Source organism: Psychromonas aquimarina ATCC BAA-1526 (assembly GCF_000428725.1).
Classification (GTDB): Bacteria; Pseudomonadota; Gammaproteobacteria; order Enterobacterales; family Psychromonadaceae; genus Psychromonas; species Psychromonas aquimarina.
In genome coordinates this window covers 45,885-62,677 of record NZ_KE386791.1, presented here as the reverse complement: position 1 = coordinate 62,677, position 16,793 = coordinate 45,885, and the positions used below count along the sequence as shown (strand labels likewise).

Sequence of the window (16,793 nt, the reverse complement as noted above, 5' to 3'; positions counted from 1 at the left end):
TCCTTTATTGTACTATTTTATTTAATAACTCAATGACTACATCTACCTTTTCAGGTAACGGGATATTTGAATCGGCTAATTTTTCTATGAGAGGTACTGCAACTTTGCTATTTTCAAAATATTTTTCAGGTGAATTAAGGATTAAATCAGATATTATTTTAGTCGCATAGCCAGTAGAGCCAATTGGAATACAAAGGTTTCCCATTGCTTTAGATATTTCAAATTCTCGGATAAGTCCAATGGCATCAACCACTTCATTATTTACAAGTTTATTTCCAAACAAAAATATTGATATTCCACTTAATGAAATCATTTTTTCCCGATACTCTTCCCATAGTTCAGGCAATTTCTTCTCACCAGATTCAAATTGTGGAAATGGCTTGAGCACTAATTGTGATTCTGAAAACTTTAAAGGCTTATCATTTATTGCTTCTAATGCACCATTAATAACAGAACTACCAACCCCCCACCCAAAACCATTTACAATACGAAAATTTTGTTCAATAATTTTCTTTGATAACACATGTATAAATCCAAGTGCTTCATTTTTGTCATACGGTTCGTAAGTTTCTGCACTTCCAGAAATGAATATTGTTTTCTTTTTATACCTGCTCTCAATTTCTTCGAGAATTGCTGTGATATCTTTATAATCATCAAGAATTAAGGACTTAATTCCATACCTTTTTAAATCGTTAATAACTAGTAGTTGCTTTCTCTCATTATATTCTAAGGTAGCCTGATCGGGGTTTTGTAAGTCATGTAAGCAATGCTTTTTTACTAGGCAGTAATGCTGTTTTTTATCATCAGAAAATCTAAAATTTAGCCGGCTTAAAACGTAGTCCAAATTAGGATCTGTAAAACTGAAGCCAATAAAAAGAAATGTTTTAGTTGTCAATTCACCTGTTAATGTATTTACAAATGGCTCATGTGTTTGATGATATTGTTCATAATCTTCTTTAGTTAATATTGCATCAGATGAATGATTTGCATCACCATGCATTTTATAAATAACAACATCCCTCTTAGGTTTATTACTAAGTAGCTGTTTATTTGTATGTTTTATATCTGTTACTTTATTTTCTTTCGCAAATGCTTGCTCAATTAACCCGTCATAATTAGTTGTCCATACAGATGATATAGGTAACCTAGCAATAATATTATGATTCAAAGTTTCTTCTGCATTTTCTGTAAACTCTTCAATAATTTTTCTATTTATTGTGGATCTTGTTCCATTTTCATTTACATGAAATTGAGCAAGAGAGACTAGATCCGTCTCACGATCAACTGCTAACCTTAGATCATGGGCAATTTCTTCCATCAATTCTGACCAGTTGACAAATCCAGCGGGTATAGATAATCCAGCCCCAGCAAAAATTGAAGCGGTTCCTTCATTAAGATCTTTTACATAATTACGGATAAATATTTCAATTTCGTGTGTGAAGGCCACTTAAACATCCTTATTTTTATATTCGAGGCAAAAAAAGCCCGGACATCCAGACCTTATCCCCTTTTAAACCATTAAAAATTACGGGCTCAAGTCCTGCCTTTTGCTATAAGAGACAAAAGCACACCACGCCAAACCCTATACTCTTTTAAATCATTATATTAAGTACGGATAATACTCCTTTATATATAAAAAAATATTACACCCTATTACATATATATCATTGAAATATAATAAAGATGCAAAGAACAAAGGGCGAGATAACAAGTTAAGCTGATGAAAATACATTGCAGACTGATTAAGCGTTATTTTTGAGAGGTTCATGCTGATTCAGAAATGAAGCCGTTATTTACATAAGAGAAAACGGCTATTTATGTATAACCTGTTTTAAAAATCACAAATTTGCAATCCAGCTGTAAGTTCCGTGTTTTCACCACAAATACGGAATTCTTCCGCCTTTCTGCAATAGATAAATCCTATTAAAAAATATGTATTTGATGAAAAGAACAAAGAAATGTAAACTCCATTTCTTTTATAAATATTTTATTGGCCGTCTTTATTGTGGAAGCACGGAATTGTTCCGTCTAAATAAGATGTTAGTTTACATTTGAAAGGATTCATTATGCATATCATATTAGGGCTTTTAGGCTCTATTGTTACAATTCTTGTTTTATTAAACCGATTAAGAGAAAACGGTATTGATATTGGCTGGTTGAACCCCTTCACTTGGCATCGGAGAAAAACATACCGTAATGAACATGATTTAACTCCCGCATTTAAATTAGATTCGCCGATGGATGCCGCCGCCCTTTATATGGTTTCCATTGCAAAAGTTGATGGCGACATTAGCAAAGAACAAAAAGATAAAATAATCTCTCTATTTGAAAGTGAATTCCATTTATCTTCTCAAGATGCACGGGATCTATTGAAGTCCAGTGTACATTTATTATCACAGACAAACGAAGTTTTTGAAAAGCCCGGCAAGGTAATTGAGCGCTGCTTTGACAAAATCTCACCAGAGCAGCTTAAGTCTATTTGCGACTTAATTGATGAAGTTGCAAAAGTTGAAGGCAGCCGTTCAGCTGAACAACAAAAATTAATTTCTAAAATAAAAAAAGCATGCCAAAAGTCTAAAAGTAGTGGTTGGTAAACGAACAAGCCGTAAAAGTGCGACAAAATACAGTTGGCTATTTTCGTTGCGCTCAAGTTTAGCCAACAATATTTTGCGCCTTAACAGGCGCGCTATATTTTTGAGGGAAAGTGTGAAAAGTAGCATTCAGAATACATCAGGAATTAATAGGATTGGCTCTTTAATTGCAATGCTTGGAGTCATTGCTCCTGCCGCATACTTAATGGGAGTTAACTACTATCAAGGTCAACTATCCGTTTACGGGATAAACGCAGATCTTTTTGCAATTCCTGCTCAAGATGCTTATATCAATGCATACTACGCAGTTGCATTTTATCTAATGGCTTTAACTACTTTGATAATGGAACTTTTTAAATTTTTGTTTTATCTGCCCAATCTCTATGTCACAGCTCTTGTTTTATTTGTATTGGTAATACTCATTTATTCATTAATTAAATTATCAAAAAAAACATTAAAATTTAAAATAAAAAAATGGTTTGTAAAACTAAGAAAACTATTATCACTTCTACATTGGAGTAACAATGACTTTACTAAAGCCATTGGAGTTGCGGGTTTAGCTTCATATGGTCTTTTATCTGTTCTATATATATTGATGCTTTTATCTATTTTTTGGCTAGTTCTTCCAATGGCGGCTTATTACAAAAGTATTGAACTCACTGAAGAAAAGAGAACTAAATTCCTTCAGCATGGTTGCTATATCAAAGAAGGAGATTTTTGGAGTAATTGTAAAGTTTTAAGAAGTGATTCAGGAGCAATAATATATGAGGGGCTTTTAGTCGCTCACACTGAAAAATATGTAGCTTTCTTTACTAAAAAGGGGGCATTTGTAACCCCTTATCCTAAAGGGGCTGTAATTATTAGTAGTTTTTCAGAGAGTACTAATAAAATATAATAAGGCACTTAAACGGAACTAAAACAGTGGGTTAGGTTTCGTTTCGCTACACATTACAACCCCAAATTTTAGTCCGCTTAATGCGGCGTTGGTATCAGTTTTAAAGGAATAATTTGGAATACCCTATGGAAATTAAACAAAAAAAACTATCAAACCTTCATACTTTCACATTCAGCGATAATCACTTCAATTTTGCCTTTAAAGACAACTCAGGCTCTGATGATTTCGACCTTAATTATGCTGATTTCCCTGATAAATCTTCGATCTCTATTGAACAAAATGAATGGCTAAGGAATGTTGGGGTTGTATGGTGTTTGCTTGGCTGTTATAGAATTGGGACTGCAATCTACAGTGACTTATCATTGTCTGGTACAGCATTTTGGTTATTTATTGGGTTAATTTGTTTAGTTTGGTTTGCTTTCACTAAAGTTAAGTATTCAGTTTATAAAACTGAACAAGGCCGTATTTTTATAATTAACGATAAAAAACATGATGAAATAATTTCTGAAATTAAAGAAAGAAAAAAAGCTCAGCTACTTAAGTGGTATGGCGAAATTAATTTAGAAAACGAATTAGAAGATGAGGTACATAAATTTAATTGGTTAGCCAAGCAAAATGTTATTTCTCAACAGGAAGCTGATGAGAAAATTGCTCAAGTTGAACTTGCATATAAGAACGATAGTAATCAGCAGACATTTTTGAATTAAATTCCGAACAAGTTGTTAAAACAATTACGGGATCAAGTTTTGTCTTTTGCTCTAAAAAACAAAACGCAAGACTTGCTCCCGTATCACGAGGCTGTTCAGGATGAATGAATTTCGAGTATTTTTAGCTGTAGTTATTTTCTTTATTAGCACTTATCTAGTTTTCGATTTATTTGCTAACGGCTTTGACTGGATTGTTTTAGTATTTGCTTTAGTTGGCTACATTTTAATTCATTATATCTGGCCAAAGGATAAAGAGTCAGAGAGTGTATGGTATGACTTACTGGAATACGTAGTCGATTTACCATTTAGAACTATGGCTTACATGATTCGCCTATTAGGCCGAATAGTTAGAGGTTCTGATGGTGATATTGGAATTGATTTGTAAGGCCTCATAACAAAAATTTTCAAGCAGACAAATTACAGCTGGTTATCGCTTCGTGATTATAACCAACTTTAATTTGCAATTTTAAATGGCGGTTAGGTTCACTCCACATAAAGCAGCTTGGGAGCTAAGACAAAATATGAAAACCTGGGTTACTATACTTATCTTGATGGCTATATCGTGGAGCCTTACCGATGTAAGGTCTGGTGGTATTTTTCAAAGTCTATTTGCTCCGTTATTTTTCACAGGTTTAGTATTAATTGTTTTAGTAAAGGTACTGCTAAAACTCGGTATTACAAAAGGTAGTGGTATTGATGGTACGGGTGGAGATAGTGGTGGTTCGTCTGGCGGCGACTGTGGTGGTGATGGCGGTGGTTGTTAACAAAAGCACCAACAAGGCACTTAAGCGGGAAAAATTACAGCAGGCTGTTTTTCGCTACGCTCAAATATTTTAAGCAGCTAATAATTTTCCCCTTAGTGGAGCGTTGAGGCTGGATAAACACATAAAGCGAAATATAAACAGAAATCGATTATGAAACGGGTAATCAACAGCTGTTTTTAATCATAAAAATCCGACAGCCTGTGCTGCTCGGATTTTTTTATTTCATGCCTAATCGTTTTGCTAAGCGGTGCAGGTTGCCGACATCTACAGATAGTGTTCTGGCAGCTGCAGTCCAGTTACTTTCATTCTGCTTTAGAGCCTGTTTAATATAACTGCGCTGGAACTGTTCAGTTGCATCCTTTAAACTCTGCTCAATCAAAGGCGGCGACTGTTCACAAGTTAATACCGAGCCAAGCTGATTAACAGAACTTTTACTCACTCCGCCAATATCAAAATGATGCGCCTGGATAATAACATCCGCATTACGTGTTTCAGCTCTGGCAAGAATTGCGGCCCGGTAAATACTATGCTCAAGCTCCCGGACATTACCCGGCCAGGCATAATCAAGCAGACTGCTCTGGCACTGCTCCGCTAAACTTAAGTGCATTAACCCCAGCTTAATACGGCAGCGTTCAATAAAGAAACCGGCCAGTAATAATATATCGTTATCACGTTCCCGTAACGCCGGTACCGGCAGCGGAAAAACACTTAAACGGTGATACAAATCTGCACGGAAGTTATTAGCGGCGACCTCCCTGTTTAAATCCCTGTTAGTAGCGGCGATAATGCGTACATCAACTTGTAAACGTCGATCATCACCAACCCGCTGCAGATCTCCAGACTGTAAAACCCGTAACAGTTTTGCCTGCAGAGGCAGGGATAATTCTCCTATCTCATCAAGAAACAGGGTACCTTTATCTGCCAGTTCAAACTTACCGCTGCGGTTGCTGACGGCGCCTGTGAAAGCCCCTTTAACATGACCGAACAGCTCACTTTCAGCAACCGACTCCGGCAGTGCCGCACAATTGAGATAAATCAGAGGAGCCTGAGATCTTAATGACAGCTTATGAACCGCAGAGGCAACCAGCTCTTTACCTACTCCCGTTTCCCCGGTCACTAACACCGTCAGTTCAGTATTAGCAACGGCTTCGATCTGCGACTGTAAGCGCTTTATCTGTAGAGATCTGCCGATAATTTCAGGGTTAGAATTTGTATGGGACAGCACTGGTTCAACGCGGGAGATACCGCCGTCACGTTTCTCAAGCTGCTCCATAAGCATGGCATTATTAAGGCTCACGGCGGCTAAAGCGGCCACTTTACGGAGCAGATCATCGCTGAACTGGTCAAACTGAAACTGATCAAAACCGTCAATCGTTACGGCCCCAATCAGCTGCTGGTCAGCCAGCAGCGGCAGGCCGATACAGGCATGCACTTTCAGCTCTTCAGTATGGCTGGAGATCAATCCGTCATAGGGATCCGGCAGACTGCTGTCTGCAGGAAATCGGACAATATCGCCAGCCCGGGCAATCGCTTCCAGACGCGGATGCTGGTCAAGCGCAAAGCGTCTGCCTAACACATCCTGCGATAATCCGTTAATTGCCAGAGGGCTGAACTGTCCGCCTTTAAATGCCAGCAGAGCTGATGCATCACATTTGAATAACTTGCGTATAGTGGCTAATAAACGTTCAAACCTGTCTTGATCTGAGATTATATTCGTTAAATCTAAAGCCAGATCTGTCAGATCGTTTGAATCATAAAACATAAACAATTCCCTGTTAATACAATGTCATTAGGACACCTTACTGTCATTATGACACAAAATCAACACTGTCATTATGACACAAAGCCAATAACAATGAATATAAACACCAACAAATACAACAAGTTGCAAACATGGCACAGCCGTTGCAATACTGTAAATAAGTTTTTCTTTTTTATTAATATTATTTATAAGGTACCTCAATGGCTATTCATATCAAAAACAACATTAACTGGGTCGGACAACGAGACTGGGAAGTACGTGATTTTCACGGCACCGAGTACAAAACGGAAAAAGGTACCAGTTACAACAGTTATTTGATCCGCGAAGAAAAAACAGTATTGATCGATACTGTTGATCACAAATTCAGTCATGAATTTGTACAGAATTTAGAAATGGAAATAAATCTCAGCGACATTGATTATATCGTTATCAATCACGCAGAGGAAGATCATGCTGGAGCGCTAAGCGCCCTGCTTAATAAAATTCCTAATACCCCTGTTTACTGCACTGAAAACGCGATCGACTCAATTGTCGGCCACCATCATCAGCCGGACTGGAATTTTATCACAGTTAAAACCGGCGACACTCTGGATATTGGTAACGGCAAACAGCTGATTTTCATTGAGACTCCTATGCTACACTGGCCGGACAGCATGATGACCTATCTGACCGGTGATGCGGTATTATTCAGTAACGATGCATTCGGACAGCACTATTGTGATGAACGTTTATTCAACGATCAGGTAGATCAAAATGAATTAATGGATCAGTGCCTGCGTTATTATGCGAATATCCTGACACCGTTCAGCCCGTTAGTTACGGCAAAAATCAAAGAAGTGCTGAGCTTCAATTTGCCGGTAGATATGATTGCCACTGCGCACGGCGTTGTCTGGCGGGATAATCCGGTGCAGATCATTGAAAAATACCTGCAGTGGGCAGATCAGTATCAAGAAGACCATATCACTATTTTTTACGATACCATGTCTAACAATACCCGCATGATGGCCGATGCCGTTGCTCAGGGTATCCATGAAGTAGATCCGGGTGTCAGCGTAAAAGTATTTAATGTTGCACGTCATGATAAAAATGAAATCCTGTCTAATGTGTTCCGCTCTAAAGGTATTCTGGTCGGTTCATCAACCATGAATAATGTCATGATGCCCAAAGTCGCCGCTATGCTGGAAGAGATCACCGGTCTGCGCTTCAAAAACAAAAAAGCCGGCGCATTCGGCAGTTACGGCTGGAACGGCGGTGCAGTGGACCGCATCCACTCACGGTTAACTGATTCCGGTTTTGAAACCTGCATCAGTTTAAAAACCAAATGGCGTCCGGATGGTAAGGCGCTTTTAGCCTGTCGTGAGCACGGCCGTTTGATTGCACGCCAATGGGCACTGCATGAACTGGAGCAGGTCATCGATAATGAACCGGCAGCCAATGAGACAGTGCCCCCGGTAATACAGGACAGTGCACAAGAGCCAGTGCAGTCAACAAACCAGCAGGCATCAGATGAGCAGCTTATGCAGTGCACTGTCTGTCAATGGGTATACAATCCGGCAGACGGCGAGCCCAATCAGGATGTAGCCCCGGGTACCCCATGGGATGAAGTACCTGATTATTTCTTATGTCCTGAGTGTAACCTTGGTAAAGAGGTGTTTGAAAAATTCAGCGAGGTTAGCGCAGCATGAGCAAACCAATTATTATTATCGGCAGCGGGTTTGCAGCCTATCAGCTGGTAAAAACGCTGCGTAGACAAAATACGCAGCAGGCAATTACAGTGATCACCGCCTGCGATGGTGACGACTACAATAAACCGGATCTCAGTCATGTGTTTTCTAAGAAACAGACTGCCGGCGATCTGGTCAGGATGAATGCGTTACAGTTTGCCGCTGAATACAATATCACCTTGTTAACCCGGCACAGAGTCGACTCAATCGACACGCTTAATAAAACCTTAACAGCTAATAATAAACAATTCGCTTATGACAAGCTGGTTCTGGCAACGGGAGCATCGGCTTTTATACCGCCGACACAGGGCTGCGGGAGCGATCGGATAATTACCTTAAACAGCTTGTCTGAATATAAGAACGCACAGCAGACTCTAACTGAAGCTGAATCGGTGCTGGTCATTGGAGCCGGCCTGATTGGAACAGAAATTGCCATGGATTTAAGCAGCAGCGGCAGAAAAGTTGTAATGGTTGATCCGGCAAAGAGTCTGCTGGCGGCTATGCTGCCTGATTTTATAGCAGCCCAGCTGTATCAGAGCTTAGGAAATTCAGGGGTCGATATTAATCTTGGCACTAAAGTCAGCAGACTTGAACAAGCAGCAGACGGCCGGAGTATGGATATCACACTTGACTGCGGCCGGACTTTTCAGGTTGACGCAGTCATTTCTGCCGCCGGCCTGCAGGCGAATGCCCGTCTGGCAAGTGAAGCAGGGATCAGCTGCCGCCGCGGTATAGTAGTTGACTCTAAGCTTCAGACCTCTGCCCGCGATGTTTACGCGCTTGGTGACTGTGCAGAAATACAAGGTAAACTGCAGCCCTTCCTGCAGCCGATATTATTAAGCGCCAATGCACTGGCCAAAACACTACTTGGCCAGCCAAGCGAAATAAAACTGCCGGCCATGCTGGTGAAAGTAAAAACACCGGACTATCCGATCCAGCTTTGCGGCAGTACGACGCAGGCGGAAGCACGCTGGCAGATTGACGCATCTAATCAGGGAATGACGGCTAAAGCGTTTGACAATAATGACCAGCTGATTGGTTTCGTGGTTACTCAGGAGCATATGAAACAGGCATTTCCTCTGCTTAGACAGCTGCCGCCGGCTCTCTGAGTCAAGATAAACTGTTTTTTTCTGCATATAAGCGGCTGTATCTACAGCCGCTTATTTTTCTACCTACATATCTACACCATATTCAAGGTATAAGGCTTTCATAAATCCATCCTGGTACATGCTCAGCAGCGCATTCTGCAGTTCACTTAACTGTTCAGCAGGCATGCCTCTATAACAGGCCATAGCACGTATGGAAGTATAAAAAACCAGTTCAGGACGGCCGAACTTAATACCCTGTTTACGCATCATTTCCCGTGCACTTATCAAATCTGCCGCCCAAAGCTCAAATCGTCCCCGCTTTAATTTATGCAGATTTAAAGCACTCAGGGATGTCAGCTCTACCTTAAACCCCAGATCCAGTAAATACTCACCAATACCGCTGCCGAGGAAACTGCCGATTTTATAGGGCCGGGCATCATTTAAAGTGACCAGCGGAATTGAACGTTTTTCCTGGCTAAATAAACCATAACGGGAGACCAGCATCGGGCTTATCCACTGAAAATTTGCTTCACGCTCCTGACTGCGCACAATAGGTAAAACACAATAACCGGGCTTGCGCTCAACAGTAATAATCGCCCTTTTTAAGGGAATAAAACGCAGTTTATAGCGCAGACTGGTACGGGAAAAAAGCTCTGCAAGCATATCCACCAGTAAACCTTTCTGGGTTTTGCCAACCATCAGAGCATAGGGAGACTCTTCGTAGGTTAGTATATTAAGCGGCTCGGCGCGGAGTGTGGATACAGACAACAATAGTAATAAAACCAGCACAAGAGCTCTGCACAATAAAGCCGGAGAAATATTTATCAGCCCGGGCGGTGGAGCTACATAATCACTGTTTTTACTATTTCCAGACATTAACAGCCTCCTGATAAGGCAGAGTCTTACCTGCGGGAGACTCATTTATTACAGCTTTAGGCGAACCGCTTTTCTTCAGCCAGAAGTCTCTTTTGGAAAGCGGGTTTAATTTAGGCGCGCATTTACCCGGTGCCGACTCGCCCAGCCGGGCTAAATGTCTATCCACTGCAGCGGCAAAATTATCCAGTCCGCTCTGTGTGGAAACTTTTCCCTCAATAATCTGCGAAATATACTGCCACCAGTAACCGGCAAGCCCCGGATAGTCAGGTACATTAGTTCCCGTCGGCGTCCAGACATCACGCCCGCGGCTGCGGTAAAATTCAACTAAACCGCCAAGGTAAGGAGCGCGTTCACTCATTACATCGGATTCAATATCAGATAAACGGATCGGTGTTAATCCGACTAAGGTTTTTTTAAGGGACACGGTTTTCGATACCACAAACTGCGCATACAGCCAGGCGGCCTGCTGACGTTTTAACGGTGTGTTTTTTAGTAATGTCCATGATCCCGCATCCTGATAACCCGATTTCATACCGCTTTGCCAGTATTTACCCACAGGAGACGGTGCGATCCGCCATTTTGGTGTCCCGTCACTGTTCATTACCGCTAATCCGGGTTTAGTGAGATCTGCAACAAATGCTGTATACCAGAATATCTGCTGCGCAATAATGCCTTTTCCCGGCCACTGCCCTGCCTGTGTAAAATTAAGTTCAGAGGCCTGCTTTGGCGCATATTTAGTTAACCACTCTTTGAATTTGTCAACCGCATAAACCGCAGCCGGACTGTTTAATGCGCCGCCGCGCTGCACACTTGCCCCGACCGGGCGACACTGCTCAACTTTGATTCCCCACTCATCAACGGGAAGCCCGTTAGGCAGCCCCCTGTCCCCGACCCCGGCCATGGAAAACCATGCATCTGACATGCGCCAGCCGAGAGAAGGATCCGTTTTAGCATAATCCATATGACCATAGACACGCTGACCGTCTATCTCTTTAATATCTTTACTAAAAAACTCCGCTATATCTTCATATGCCTGCCAGTTTTGCGGAACTCCCAGTTCATAACCATAACGGGATTTAAAACGTTTTTTAAAATCTTTACGGTTAAACCAGTCATGGCGATACCAGTAGAGATTGGCAAACTGCTGATCCGGCAGCTGATACAGCTTGCCGTCGGGGCCGGTAGTAAATTTAAGGCCGATAAAGTCCTGCAGATCTAAACTAGGCAGGGTAACATCAGCCCCCTTCGCTTTTATAAAATCAGAGAGGGCAACAACCGCATCTGATCTGAAGTGGGTACCGATAAGATCGCTGTCATTGATATAGGCATCATATATATTCTGGCCGGTTAAAATCTGCGCAGACAGTTTCTTAATCACATCATCTTCACCGGTTAACTCGTGCACCACATGAATACCGGTAATTTCAAAGAAGGCTTTTGCCAGAACGCTAGCTTCATACCAATGAGTGGTTATGCGCTCAGATACAACCCGGATCTGCATTCCCCGATAGGGTTCAGAGGCTTTAATAAACCAGTTCATCTCCTGCATCTGTTCATTTACAGTTAATGTTGAAGGTTGAAACTCATCCGCAGCCCACTTCTCTGCCATGTGTTTTTGCAAAGCAGCACCCTGTGCCGAGACGCCCGCCAGCATAGTGAACAATAAAAGAACCATAAAACGCAGAGAAAGAGACACCATCTACAGTCTCCAAACAACAAGCCTGCTACAACTATGGCTGAGTCAGGTAATCTTTGCCAACCTGGAGCAGTAATAAATAAGGGAAACTGACTGCGGGATAAGTAAAGCTATATAGATATGCGGGTTGAAGCTGTCAGGTCTTGTGTTTCACAAAAAAGTTAAAACACAAGACTCGCGGATACTCCTAAACAGGAGGCCAAACCGTGACATTGTTGTTATGAATTTTCAGGCTGCGCCCAGGTTGAATAGACATCAACCCATTTTATAGATATCCAGTACCATAAAGGTACGAAGAAAAGTGATGCCAGAGAGTAATCTTTGATAAAAACTCCGTAAATAGTGATAACTACCGATAAAATCAAAGAACCGATAAAAAATTTCATAGCTGTTTTACGTGTTTTTATTCCCAATAGAGCCCAGTATGCCCAGAGAGGCATATTGTCTTTTTTTTCCATGAATGACTTCCTAAATTAAATTACATACTTATAGCAAATCCAATAATTTTTTACTCATTTAATTAATGGAATTAGTATTATACGTACAGAACAGAAAATATGAGCTTTTCTAAACCAGCGCAGTTGACTCTTCGATACGACAGAGCAGTATAAATGATTCCAGAGGCAGTTTTATTGAGCTGTGCTTGATATTTACAGTTTATATGCACGCAGCCGGCAGGAGATTGCGCTTTTCCTTACCGGCGGCATAGTTTTGAAAGTTATGTTGAATTTATAAATTACGTCTATATTCAGTCGGACTGATATCTAACCAGCGCTTAAATGCTCTGTTAAAGCCGGTTAAATTAGAATATCCCAGTTTATGGCTGATCTCGCCGAATGAAACAGCACTTTCTCTGATTAATTTCAACGCCAGCTCTTTCCTGGTCATTTCGACCAGTTCCCGGTAAGAGGTATTAACACTTTCGAGTTTTCTATACAGAGTAGACTGACTCATATTAAACTGATGCGCCATTGCATCTGCAGATATATAATCATTGGTTTCTAAAAAGTACTCTTTAATTTTGCTTAATACATCTTCTTTAATATTATCAAAATCAGGCTCGCAGGGTCTTAAAGTTTTAAGCATTAATTTTAATTCATCATCCACATAAGCATTATGATGCTGATTAAGCAGATTAAAATCATCCTTTTTAAAGCGAATGTAATTTTCTCCAGCAGAGGCCAAGGTTCCCGATACATGGGATCGGTACGTCTCAAGATCCAGCTTATCTTCAGTGCAGAAAAATGAATCAATCTTAACCTGCCTTCCGAAGAACAGCTGAGCAAGATAAGCAATAAAGAATAATAATCCCTGACCGTGATTAAAATTTTTCTCTTCATTATTAAAATTTAATCTAATTTCAACATGTTCATGAGTGTGTTTAATATCAAAGGAGAGTGCCCGGTTAGCAAACATCAGATCATCAATCATCCTTTGAATAAAATGCCCCATGGTTGGTGCATTACAGATATAACTGCGTGCAACACTGCCGAGATCTCCCCGGGCCATCATAGAAAGACAACGCCCCTGTTCAACATAACTGTCAGCGGCTTGTGCTAACATTTTTAACTCAAAACGATGATAAAATCCGGCTTTATGCAAAGCATGCAGTACCGGCAGAACCCGGTCCTCACTGATAAAACAAGCCTCGGCCCCGGAAAAAGCTTCTAATTTGATGGTATTTAATACCTGATTTTCGGGATCTATCTCTTTTAATATATGGTAAAGAGCAAACGCACAACTGTTTATATAGAACATCATTTCTCCCTGTATGCTGTTTATTTATTTTAGTCTAATCTAAATTTATGCACTTCAATTTACTGTATCCAAGAGAACAATATCGTAACATTTCGTAACAGCGCCATGCAGTTCACCAAAATAATGTTAACGTTTTCACCGCTAAAAACAAAAAATGGTTACTTGAAAAAATCAAGTAACCATTTCGTAGTAATAACAAGAGGTTATACTAAAAAAATCATTTACAACAAGCCTGAACAGACATTTTCTGTGATTTATTCAACCTGTTAGAGGCTGTCAGGATCCGATACCGTAATCACCTTCGTCGCATCTGAAGCATCTACTTTAAACACCGGACCTGCCACCTTGTTATAATCACGGCTGAATGCCGTATCGATATACTTAAATTCAGCAGTCGTTTCCGCCTGAGTGAAACTCAGGAGCATAAAACCACGACGGTACAGGTTAAAGTATTCTACATCGTCAGCAAATGCACCTAAGCGGGGGCCGATTTCTGCAGCATCGCTATCTTCAAGTTTAAAATAAGTTTCATGACCAAATGAGCTGATCGAACCGATGGCAAACTCCACACCGACAGACTCGCCGTTATCAATAGTCAGGCGGTTTGCCCAGAAGTTATGCGTATCCCCGGCCAGTACTATCAGATTCGCCCTGTGGTATTTAGCATTCTGCAGAAGCATATTACGTTCGCTGTTGTAACCATCCCAGGCGGTAGAGCGAAACGGAATAACGTCTGCAACTTCAGCTTTCTCAGCATCGCTAACGGTCGGATCACCGGCCGCCATACGGTTCTTGATATCAATAAGCCCGTCAATCATAGCCGGCGTATGCGCACCGGCGCCGCCGAAGCACATCATAAACGGCGTAGTCGGCATCTCCAGTCTGGCCATCGGTACCTGCTGGCCGATCACCTGCCATTTGGCATCTGATTCATACAGCTTAGTTGACAGCCAGTGGAACTGCTCTGCGCCTAACATGCCGCGTTCCTGAGCAACATCCTGCAGGTAATTATCTTTATCCAGTGTACCGTTACTGAAATCAATATAGTTAAACATATCGGGCGGCACTTCGCGCCCAGCGATACGGGTATCAAGCATCATTAGATCAACTAAGTTACCGTATTTAAACTGACGGGTGATCGTTTCATTATCACCGAAGGAAGCAGGACGGATCGGCATCCATTCAAAATAAGTCTGTAAAGCGGCGGCTCGGCGCGGCTCCCAGGGACCGTGTATATCCGGATTATGTGCCTCTGCACCATCCATATATACGTCGTTAGCCAGTTCGTGATCGTCCCAAACTGTGATAAAAGGCACTCTATGGTGTGCTTCCTGTAATTCCGGCTCAAGATGATGCAGCGCATAACGGCTGCGGTAATCTGCCAGCGTGATACAGCCGCCTTTAGGTCCGATACCGGTGAGACGCTGCGCACCGCCGGACTTACTCTCAAACAGCGCTACATTGGAATGTTCATCACCATATTCATAGATATAATCGCCTAAATGCAGTACCGCATCAAGGCCGTCTTCTTTAGCAATTTCTTTGTATACATTAAAGTACCCACAGTGATAGTTAGCACAGCTGACCACGGCAAATTTAGCCAGTGCAACATCCCCCTCAGGAAGAGTGCGGGTTTTAGCGGCAGCCGACACTACGCCGTTACAAATAAAGCGGAAGTAATAATCAACACCGGCATCAAGGCCGACAGCATCAACTTTAACGGTAAAATCGCTTTCAAAACTGGTATTAGTCGAGCCGTTGCGGATCACATTTTTAAATTCACTATCCGTTGCAACTTCCCAGCTGACGGGAAACTCAGTAATTGTATCAACTGTTTCACCGTCCAGCAGCTGCGGCGTTGCACGAGTCCATAAAATAACCCGATCACTAAGCGGATCGCCGCTGGCAACACCGTGATTAAACGAAGCTTTGCGCTTATCAAGACTAACTTCTCCCTGGCCGTTATCGACGCCCCCGCCGCTGCCGTTCTCAATGACTGAACCACCGCTGCTTGAATTACAGCCTGCTAAACCTGACGAAACAACCACTGCTCCGACACCTGCAGCAGACATTCTCAGAAAATCACGACGTGTAAATTTATTACTCATATCTATTAGTTCCTTATTCTAAGTGGAAGATAATTATTTAAAATCCATTTAAGTGACCCCGGCTGAAATAAACTGCACAACACCGTCGGATTTTCATTAATACTGCTGTTCACAAAAAACAGAAATAAAACTGCTTGTTAATTTTTACATTCAATGGATGGACTTAGATTATTCCAGGCAGGTTATAAAGCGGTTATCATTACAGCTCGCAAACTTATCATTTACATTCCCGCTGTTTTTTATTCGAGCAGGGTCACAATTGCAGCAGTGTTTACTGAAAACAGCAAAAAGCAGGTTTTACTTACTTTGAATCAATGGGAGGAACGAAGAATGGTGCAGCCCGCAGCCAGGCAGCATACCCGTCTGCGGGAGGAAAAAATATTTTTGTTAGATTATTTACAGCAGTATAAGTTTTTTACTGCTCATACAATTCCAAAGGAAGCGCGTCCGGATCCTGAAAAAAGGTATATTTTTTGCCGGTATATTGATCAATTCGAACGGGCTCGACTGCAATATTAAACGACTGTAAATATGCACAGACTTTTTCAACGGACTCAACGACAAATGCCAGATGCCTTAACCCCATCGCCTCTGGTCTACTTGGCCTGTTCGGCGGGTTGGGAAAAGAAAACAGCTCAATCTGTCCGCCGTCCGGCAGTCTAAGATCAAGTTTATAAGAATCACGCTCTTGTCGATAATTCTCAGCGATGATCTCCAGCCCAAGAATCGAAGTATAAAAATATTTAGACTTTTCATAATCGGAACAGATAACCGCTGCATGGTGAATGCTTTTTAACACAAATAACTCCCTATCGATAACTATC

Annotated in this window: 15 protein-coding genes; 7 read left to right on the top strand and 8 right to left on the bottom strand. The window is 41.5% G+C overall.

Annotated features, from left to right (window positions below):
• Window positions 1-4 precede the first annotated feature (4 nt).
• On the bottom strand, window positions 5-1,447 hold the full coding sequence (locus tag G337_RS0119780; RefSeq protein WP_028865371.1) for an SIR2 family protein: 1,443 nt from the start codon (window positions 1,445-1,447) through the stop codon (window positions 5-7).
• Between the two features lie 619 nt (window positions 1,448-2,066).
• On the opposite strand from G337_RS0119780, the gene G337_RS0119775 reads away from it, so the two are divergent.
• The 5 genes from G337_RS0119775 to G337_RS0119755 all read left to right on the top strand — a co-directional run bounded on the left by G337_RS0119775 (window position 2,067) and on the right by G337_RS0119755 (window position 4,957).
• Complete coding sequence (locus G337_RS0119775; RefSeq protein ID WP_028865370.1) at window positions 2,067-2,594, top strand: TerB family tellurite resistance protein; 528 nt, start codon at window positions 2,067-2,069, stop codon at window positions 2,592-2,594.
• Window positions 2,584-3,486, top strand: coding sequence for a hypothetical protein (locus G337_RS0119770; RefSeq protein ID WP_169719647.1), 903 nt, complete (start codon window positions 2,584-2,586; stop codon window positions 3,484-3,486). Before G337_RS0119775 ends, G337_RS0119770 begins: the two co-directional genes overlap by 11 nt.
• A 125-nt stretch (window positions 3,487-3,611) precedes the next feature.
• Complete coding sequence (locus G337_RS0119765; RefSeq protein WP_028865368.1) at window positions 3,612-4,193, top strand: hypothetical protein; 582 nt, start codon at window positions 3,612-3,614, stop codon at window positions 4,191-4,193.
• 100 nt (window positions 4,194-4,293) lie between these two features.
• A complete protein-coding gene (locus G337_RS0119760) occupies window positions 4,294-4,578 on the top strand; it encodes a hypothetical protein (protein WP_028865367.1) in 285 nt (94 codons plus the stop codon).
• 136 nt (window positions 4,579-4,714) lie between these two features.
• Window positions 4,715-4,957 (top strand): hypothetical protein, encoded by a 243-nt coding sequence (locus G337_RS0119755; RefSeq protein WP_157619410.1) that lies wholly within the window; start codon window positions 4,715-4,717, stop codon window positions 4,955-4,957.
• Between the two features lie 217 nt (window positions 4,958-5,174).
• Here the strand turns inward: G337_RS0119755 and norR are convergent, their stop codons facing one another.
• Window positions 5,175-6,719: a nitric oxide reductase transcriptional regulator NorR gene (gene norR, locus G337_RS0119750; RefSeq protein ID WP_028865365.1), complete on the bottom strand. Its 1,545-nt coding sequence runs from the start codon at window positions 6,717-6,719 to the stop codon at window positions 5,175-5,177.
• Window positions 6,720-6,919: 200 nt separating this feature from the next.
• Here norR and norV point away from each other — a divergent pair, with 200 nt between their 5' ends.
• Both norV and norW read left to right on the top strand, forming a co-directional pair.
• Window positions 6,920-8,404 carry an anaerobic nitric oxide reductase flavorubredoxin gene (gene norV / locus G337_RS0119745; RefSeq protein ID WP_028865364.1) on the top strand — a complete coding sequence of 495 codons (1,485 nt, stop codon included), beginning with the start codon at window positions 6,920-6,922 and terminating at the stop codon, window positions 8,402-8,404.
• Entirely contained in the window at window positions 8,401-9,552 is a 1,152-nt protein-coding gene (norW, locus tag G337_RS0119740; protein WP_028865363.1) for an NADH:flavorubredoxin reductase NorW, read from the top strand. Before norV ends, norW begins: the two co-directional genes overlap by 4 nt.
• A gap of 63 nt (window positions 9,553-9,615) precedes the next feature.
• On the opposite strand, the gene G337_RS0119735 is transcribed toward norW, so the two are convergent.
• The 6 genes from G337_RS0119735 to gloA2 form a co-directional block, all read right to left on the bottom strand.
• Window positions 9,616-10,407, bottom strand: a complete 792-nt coding sequence (locus tag G337_RS0119735) for a substrate-binding periplasmic protein (RefSeq protein ID WP_028865362.1) — start codon at window positions 10,405-10,407, stop codon at window positions 9,616-9,618.
• Complete coding sequence (locus G337_RS0119730; RefSeq protein WP_028865361.1) at window positions 10,394-12,106, bottom strand: ABC transporter substrate-binding protein; 1,713 nt, start codon at window positions 12,104-12,106, stop codon at window positions 10,394-10,396. Before G337_RS0119730 ends, G337_RS0119735 begins: the two co-directional genes overlap by 14 nt.
• A 215-nt stretch (window positions 12,107-12,321) precedes the next feature.
• A complete protein-coding gene (locus G337_RS0119725) occupies window positions 12,322-12,561 on the bottom strand; it encodes a hypothetical protein (RefSeq protein ID WP_028865360.1) in 240 nt (79 codons plus the stop codon).
• A 271-nt stretch (window positions 12,562-12,832) separates the two neighbouring features.
• Window positions 12,833-13,861, bottom strand: a complete 1,029-nt coding sequence (locus tag G337_RS27955) for a helix-turn-helix transcriptional regulator (protein WP_028865359.1) — start codon at window positions 13,859-13,861, stop codon at window positions 12,833-12,835.
• Window positions 13,862-14,127: 266 nt separating this feature from the next.
• Window positions 14,128-15,969 (bottom strand): alkaline phosphatase D family protein, encoded by a 1,842-nt coding sequence (locus tag G337_RS26900; protein ID WP_037028229.1) that lies wholly within the window; start codon window positions 15,967-15,969, stop codon window positions 14,128-14,130.
• 415 nt (window positions 15,970-16,384) lie between these two features.
• The gene (gene gloA2, locus G337_RS0119705; protein ID WP_028865358.1) at window positions 16,385-16,768 is read right to left on the bottom strand and encodes an SMU1112c/YaeR family gloxylase I-like metalloprotein; all 384 of its coding nucleotides are present in this window, start codon (window positions 16,766-16,768) and stop codon (window positions 16,385-16,387) included.
• Window positions 16,769-16,793 lie beyond the last annotated feature (25 nt).

What these genes read in the sequence shown, in the direction of transcription:
- G337_RS0119775 (WP_028865370.1), top strand. Translation starts at nt 2,067, where the DNA reads ATGCATATCATATTAGGGCTTTTAGGCTCTATTGTTACAATTCTTGTT.
- G337_RS0119765 (WP_028865368.1), top strand. Translation starts at nt 3,612, where the DNA reads ATGGAAATTAAACAAAAAAAACTATCAAACCTTCATACTTTCACATTC.
- G337_RS0119760 (WP_028865367.1), top strand. Translation starts at nt 4,294, where the DNA reads ATGAATGAATTTCGAGTATTTTTAGCTGTAGTTATTTTCTTTATTAGC.
- G337_RS0119755 (WP_157619410.1), top strand. Translation starts at nt 4,715, where the DNA reads ATGAAAACCTGGGTTACTATACTTATCTTGATGGCTATATCGTGGAGC.
- norR (WP_028865365.1), bottom strand. Translation starts at nt 6,719, where the DNA reads ATGTTTTATGATTCAAACGATCTGACAGATCTGGCTTTAGATTTAACG.
- norV (WP_028865364.1), top strand. Translation starts at nt 6,920, where the DNA reads ATGGCTATTCATATCAAAAACAACATTAACTGGGTCGGACAACGAGAC.
- norW (WP_028865363.1), top strand. Translation starts at nt 8,401, where the DNA reads ATGAGCAAACCAATTATTATTATCGGCAGCGGGTTTGCAGCCTATCAG.
- G337_RS0119735 (WP_028865362.1), bottom strand. Translation starts at nt 10,407, where the DNA reads ATGTCTGGAAATAGTAAAAACAGTGATTATGTAGCTCCACCGCCCGGG.
- G337_RS0119730 (WP_028865361.1), bottom strand. Translation starts at nt 12,106, where the DNA reads ATGGTGTCTCTTTCTCTGCGTTTTATGGTTCTTTTATTGTTCACTATG.
- G337_RS0119725 (WP_028865360.1), bottom strand. Translation starts at nt 12,561, where the DNA reads ATGGAAAAAAAAGACAATATGCCTCTCTGGGCATACTGGGCTCTATTG.
- G337_RS27955 (WP_028865359.1), bottom strand. Translation starts at nt 13,861, where the DNA reads ATGTTCTATATAAACAGTTGTGCGTTTGCTCTTTACCATATATTAAAA.
- G337_RS26900 (WP_037028229.1), bottom strand. Translation starts at nt 15,969, where the DNA reads ATGAGTAATAAATTTACACGTCGTGATTTTCTGAGAATGTCTGCTGCA.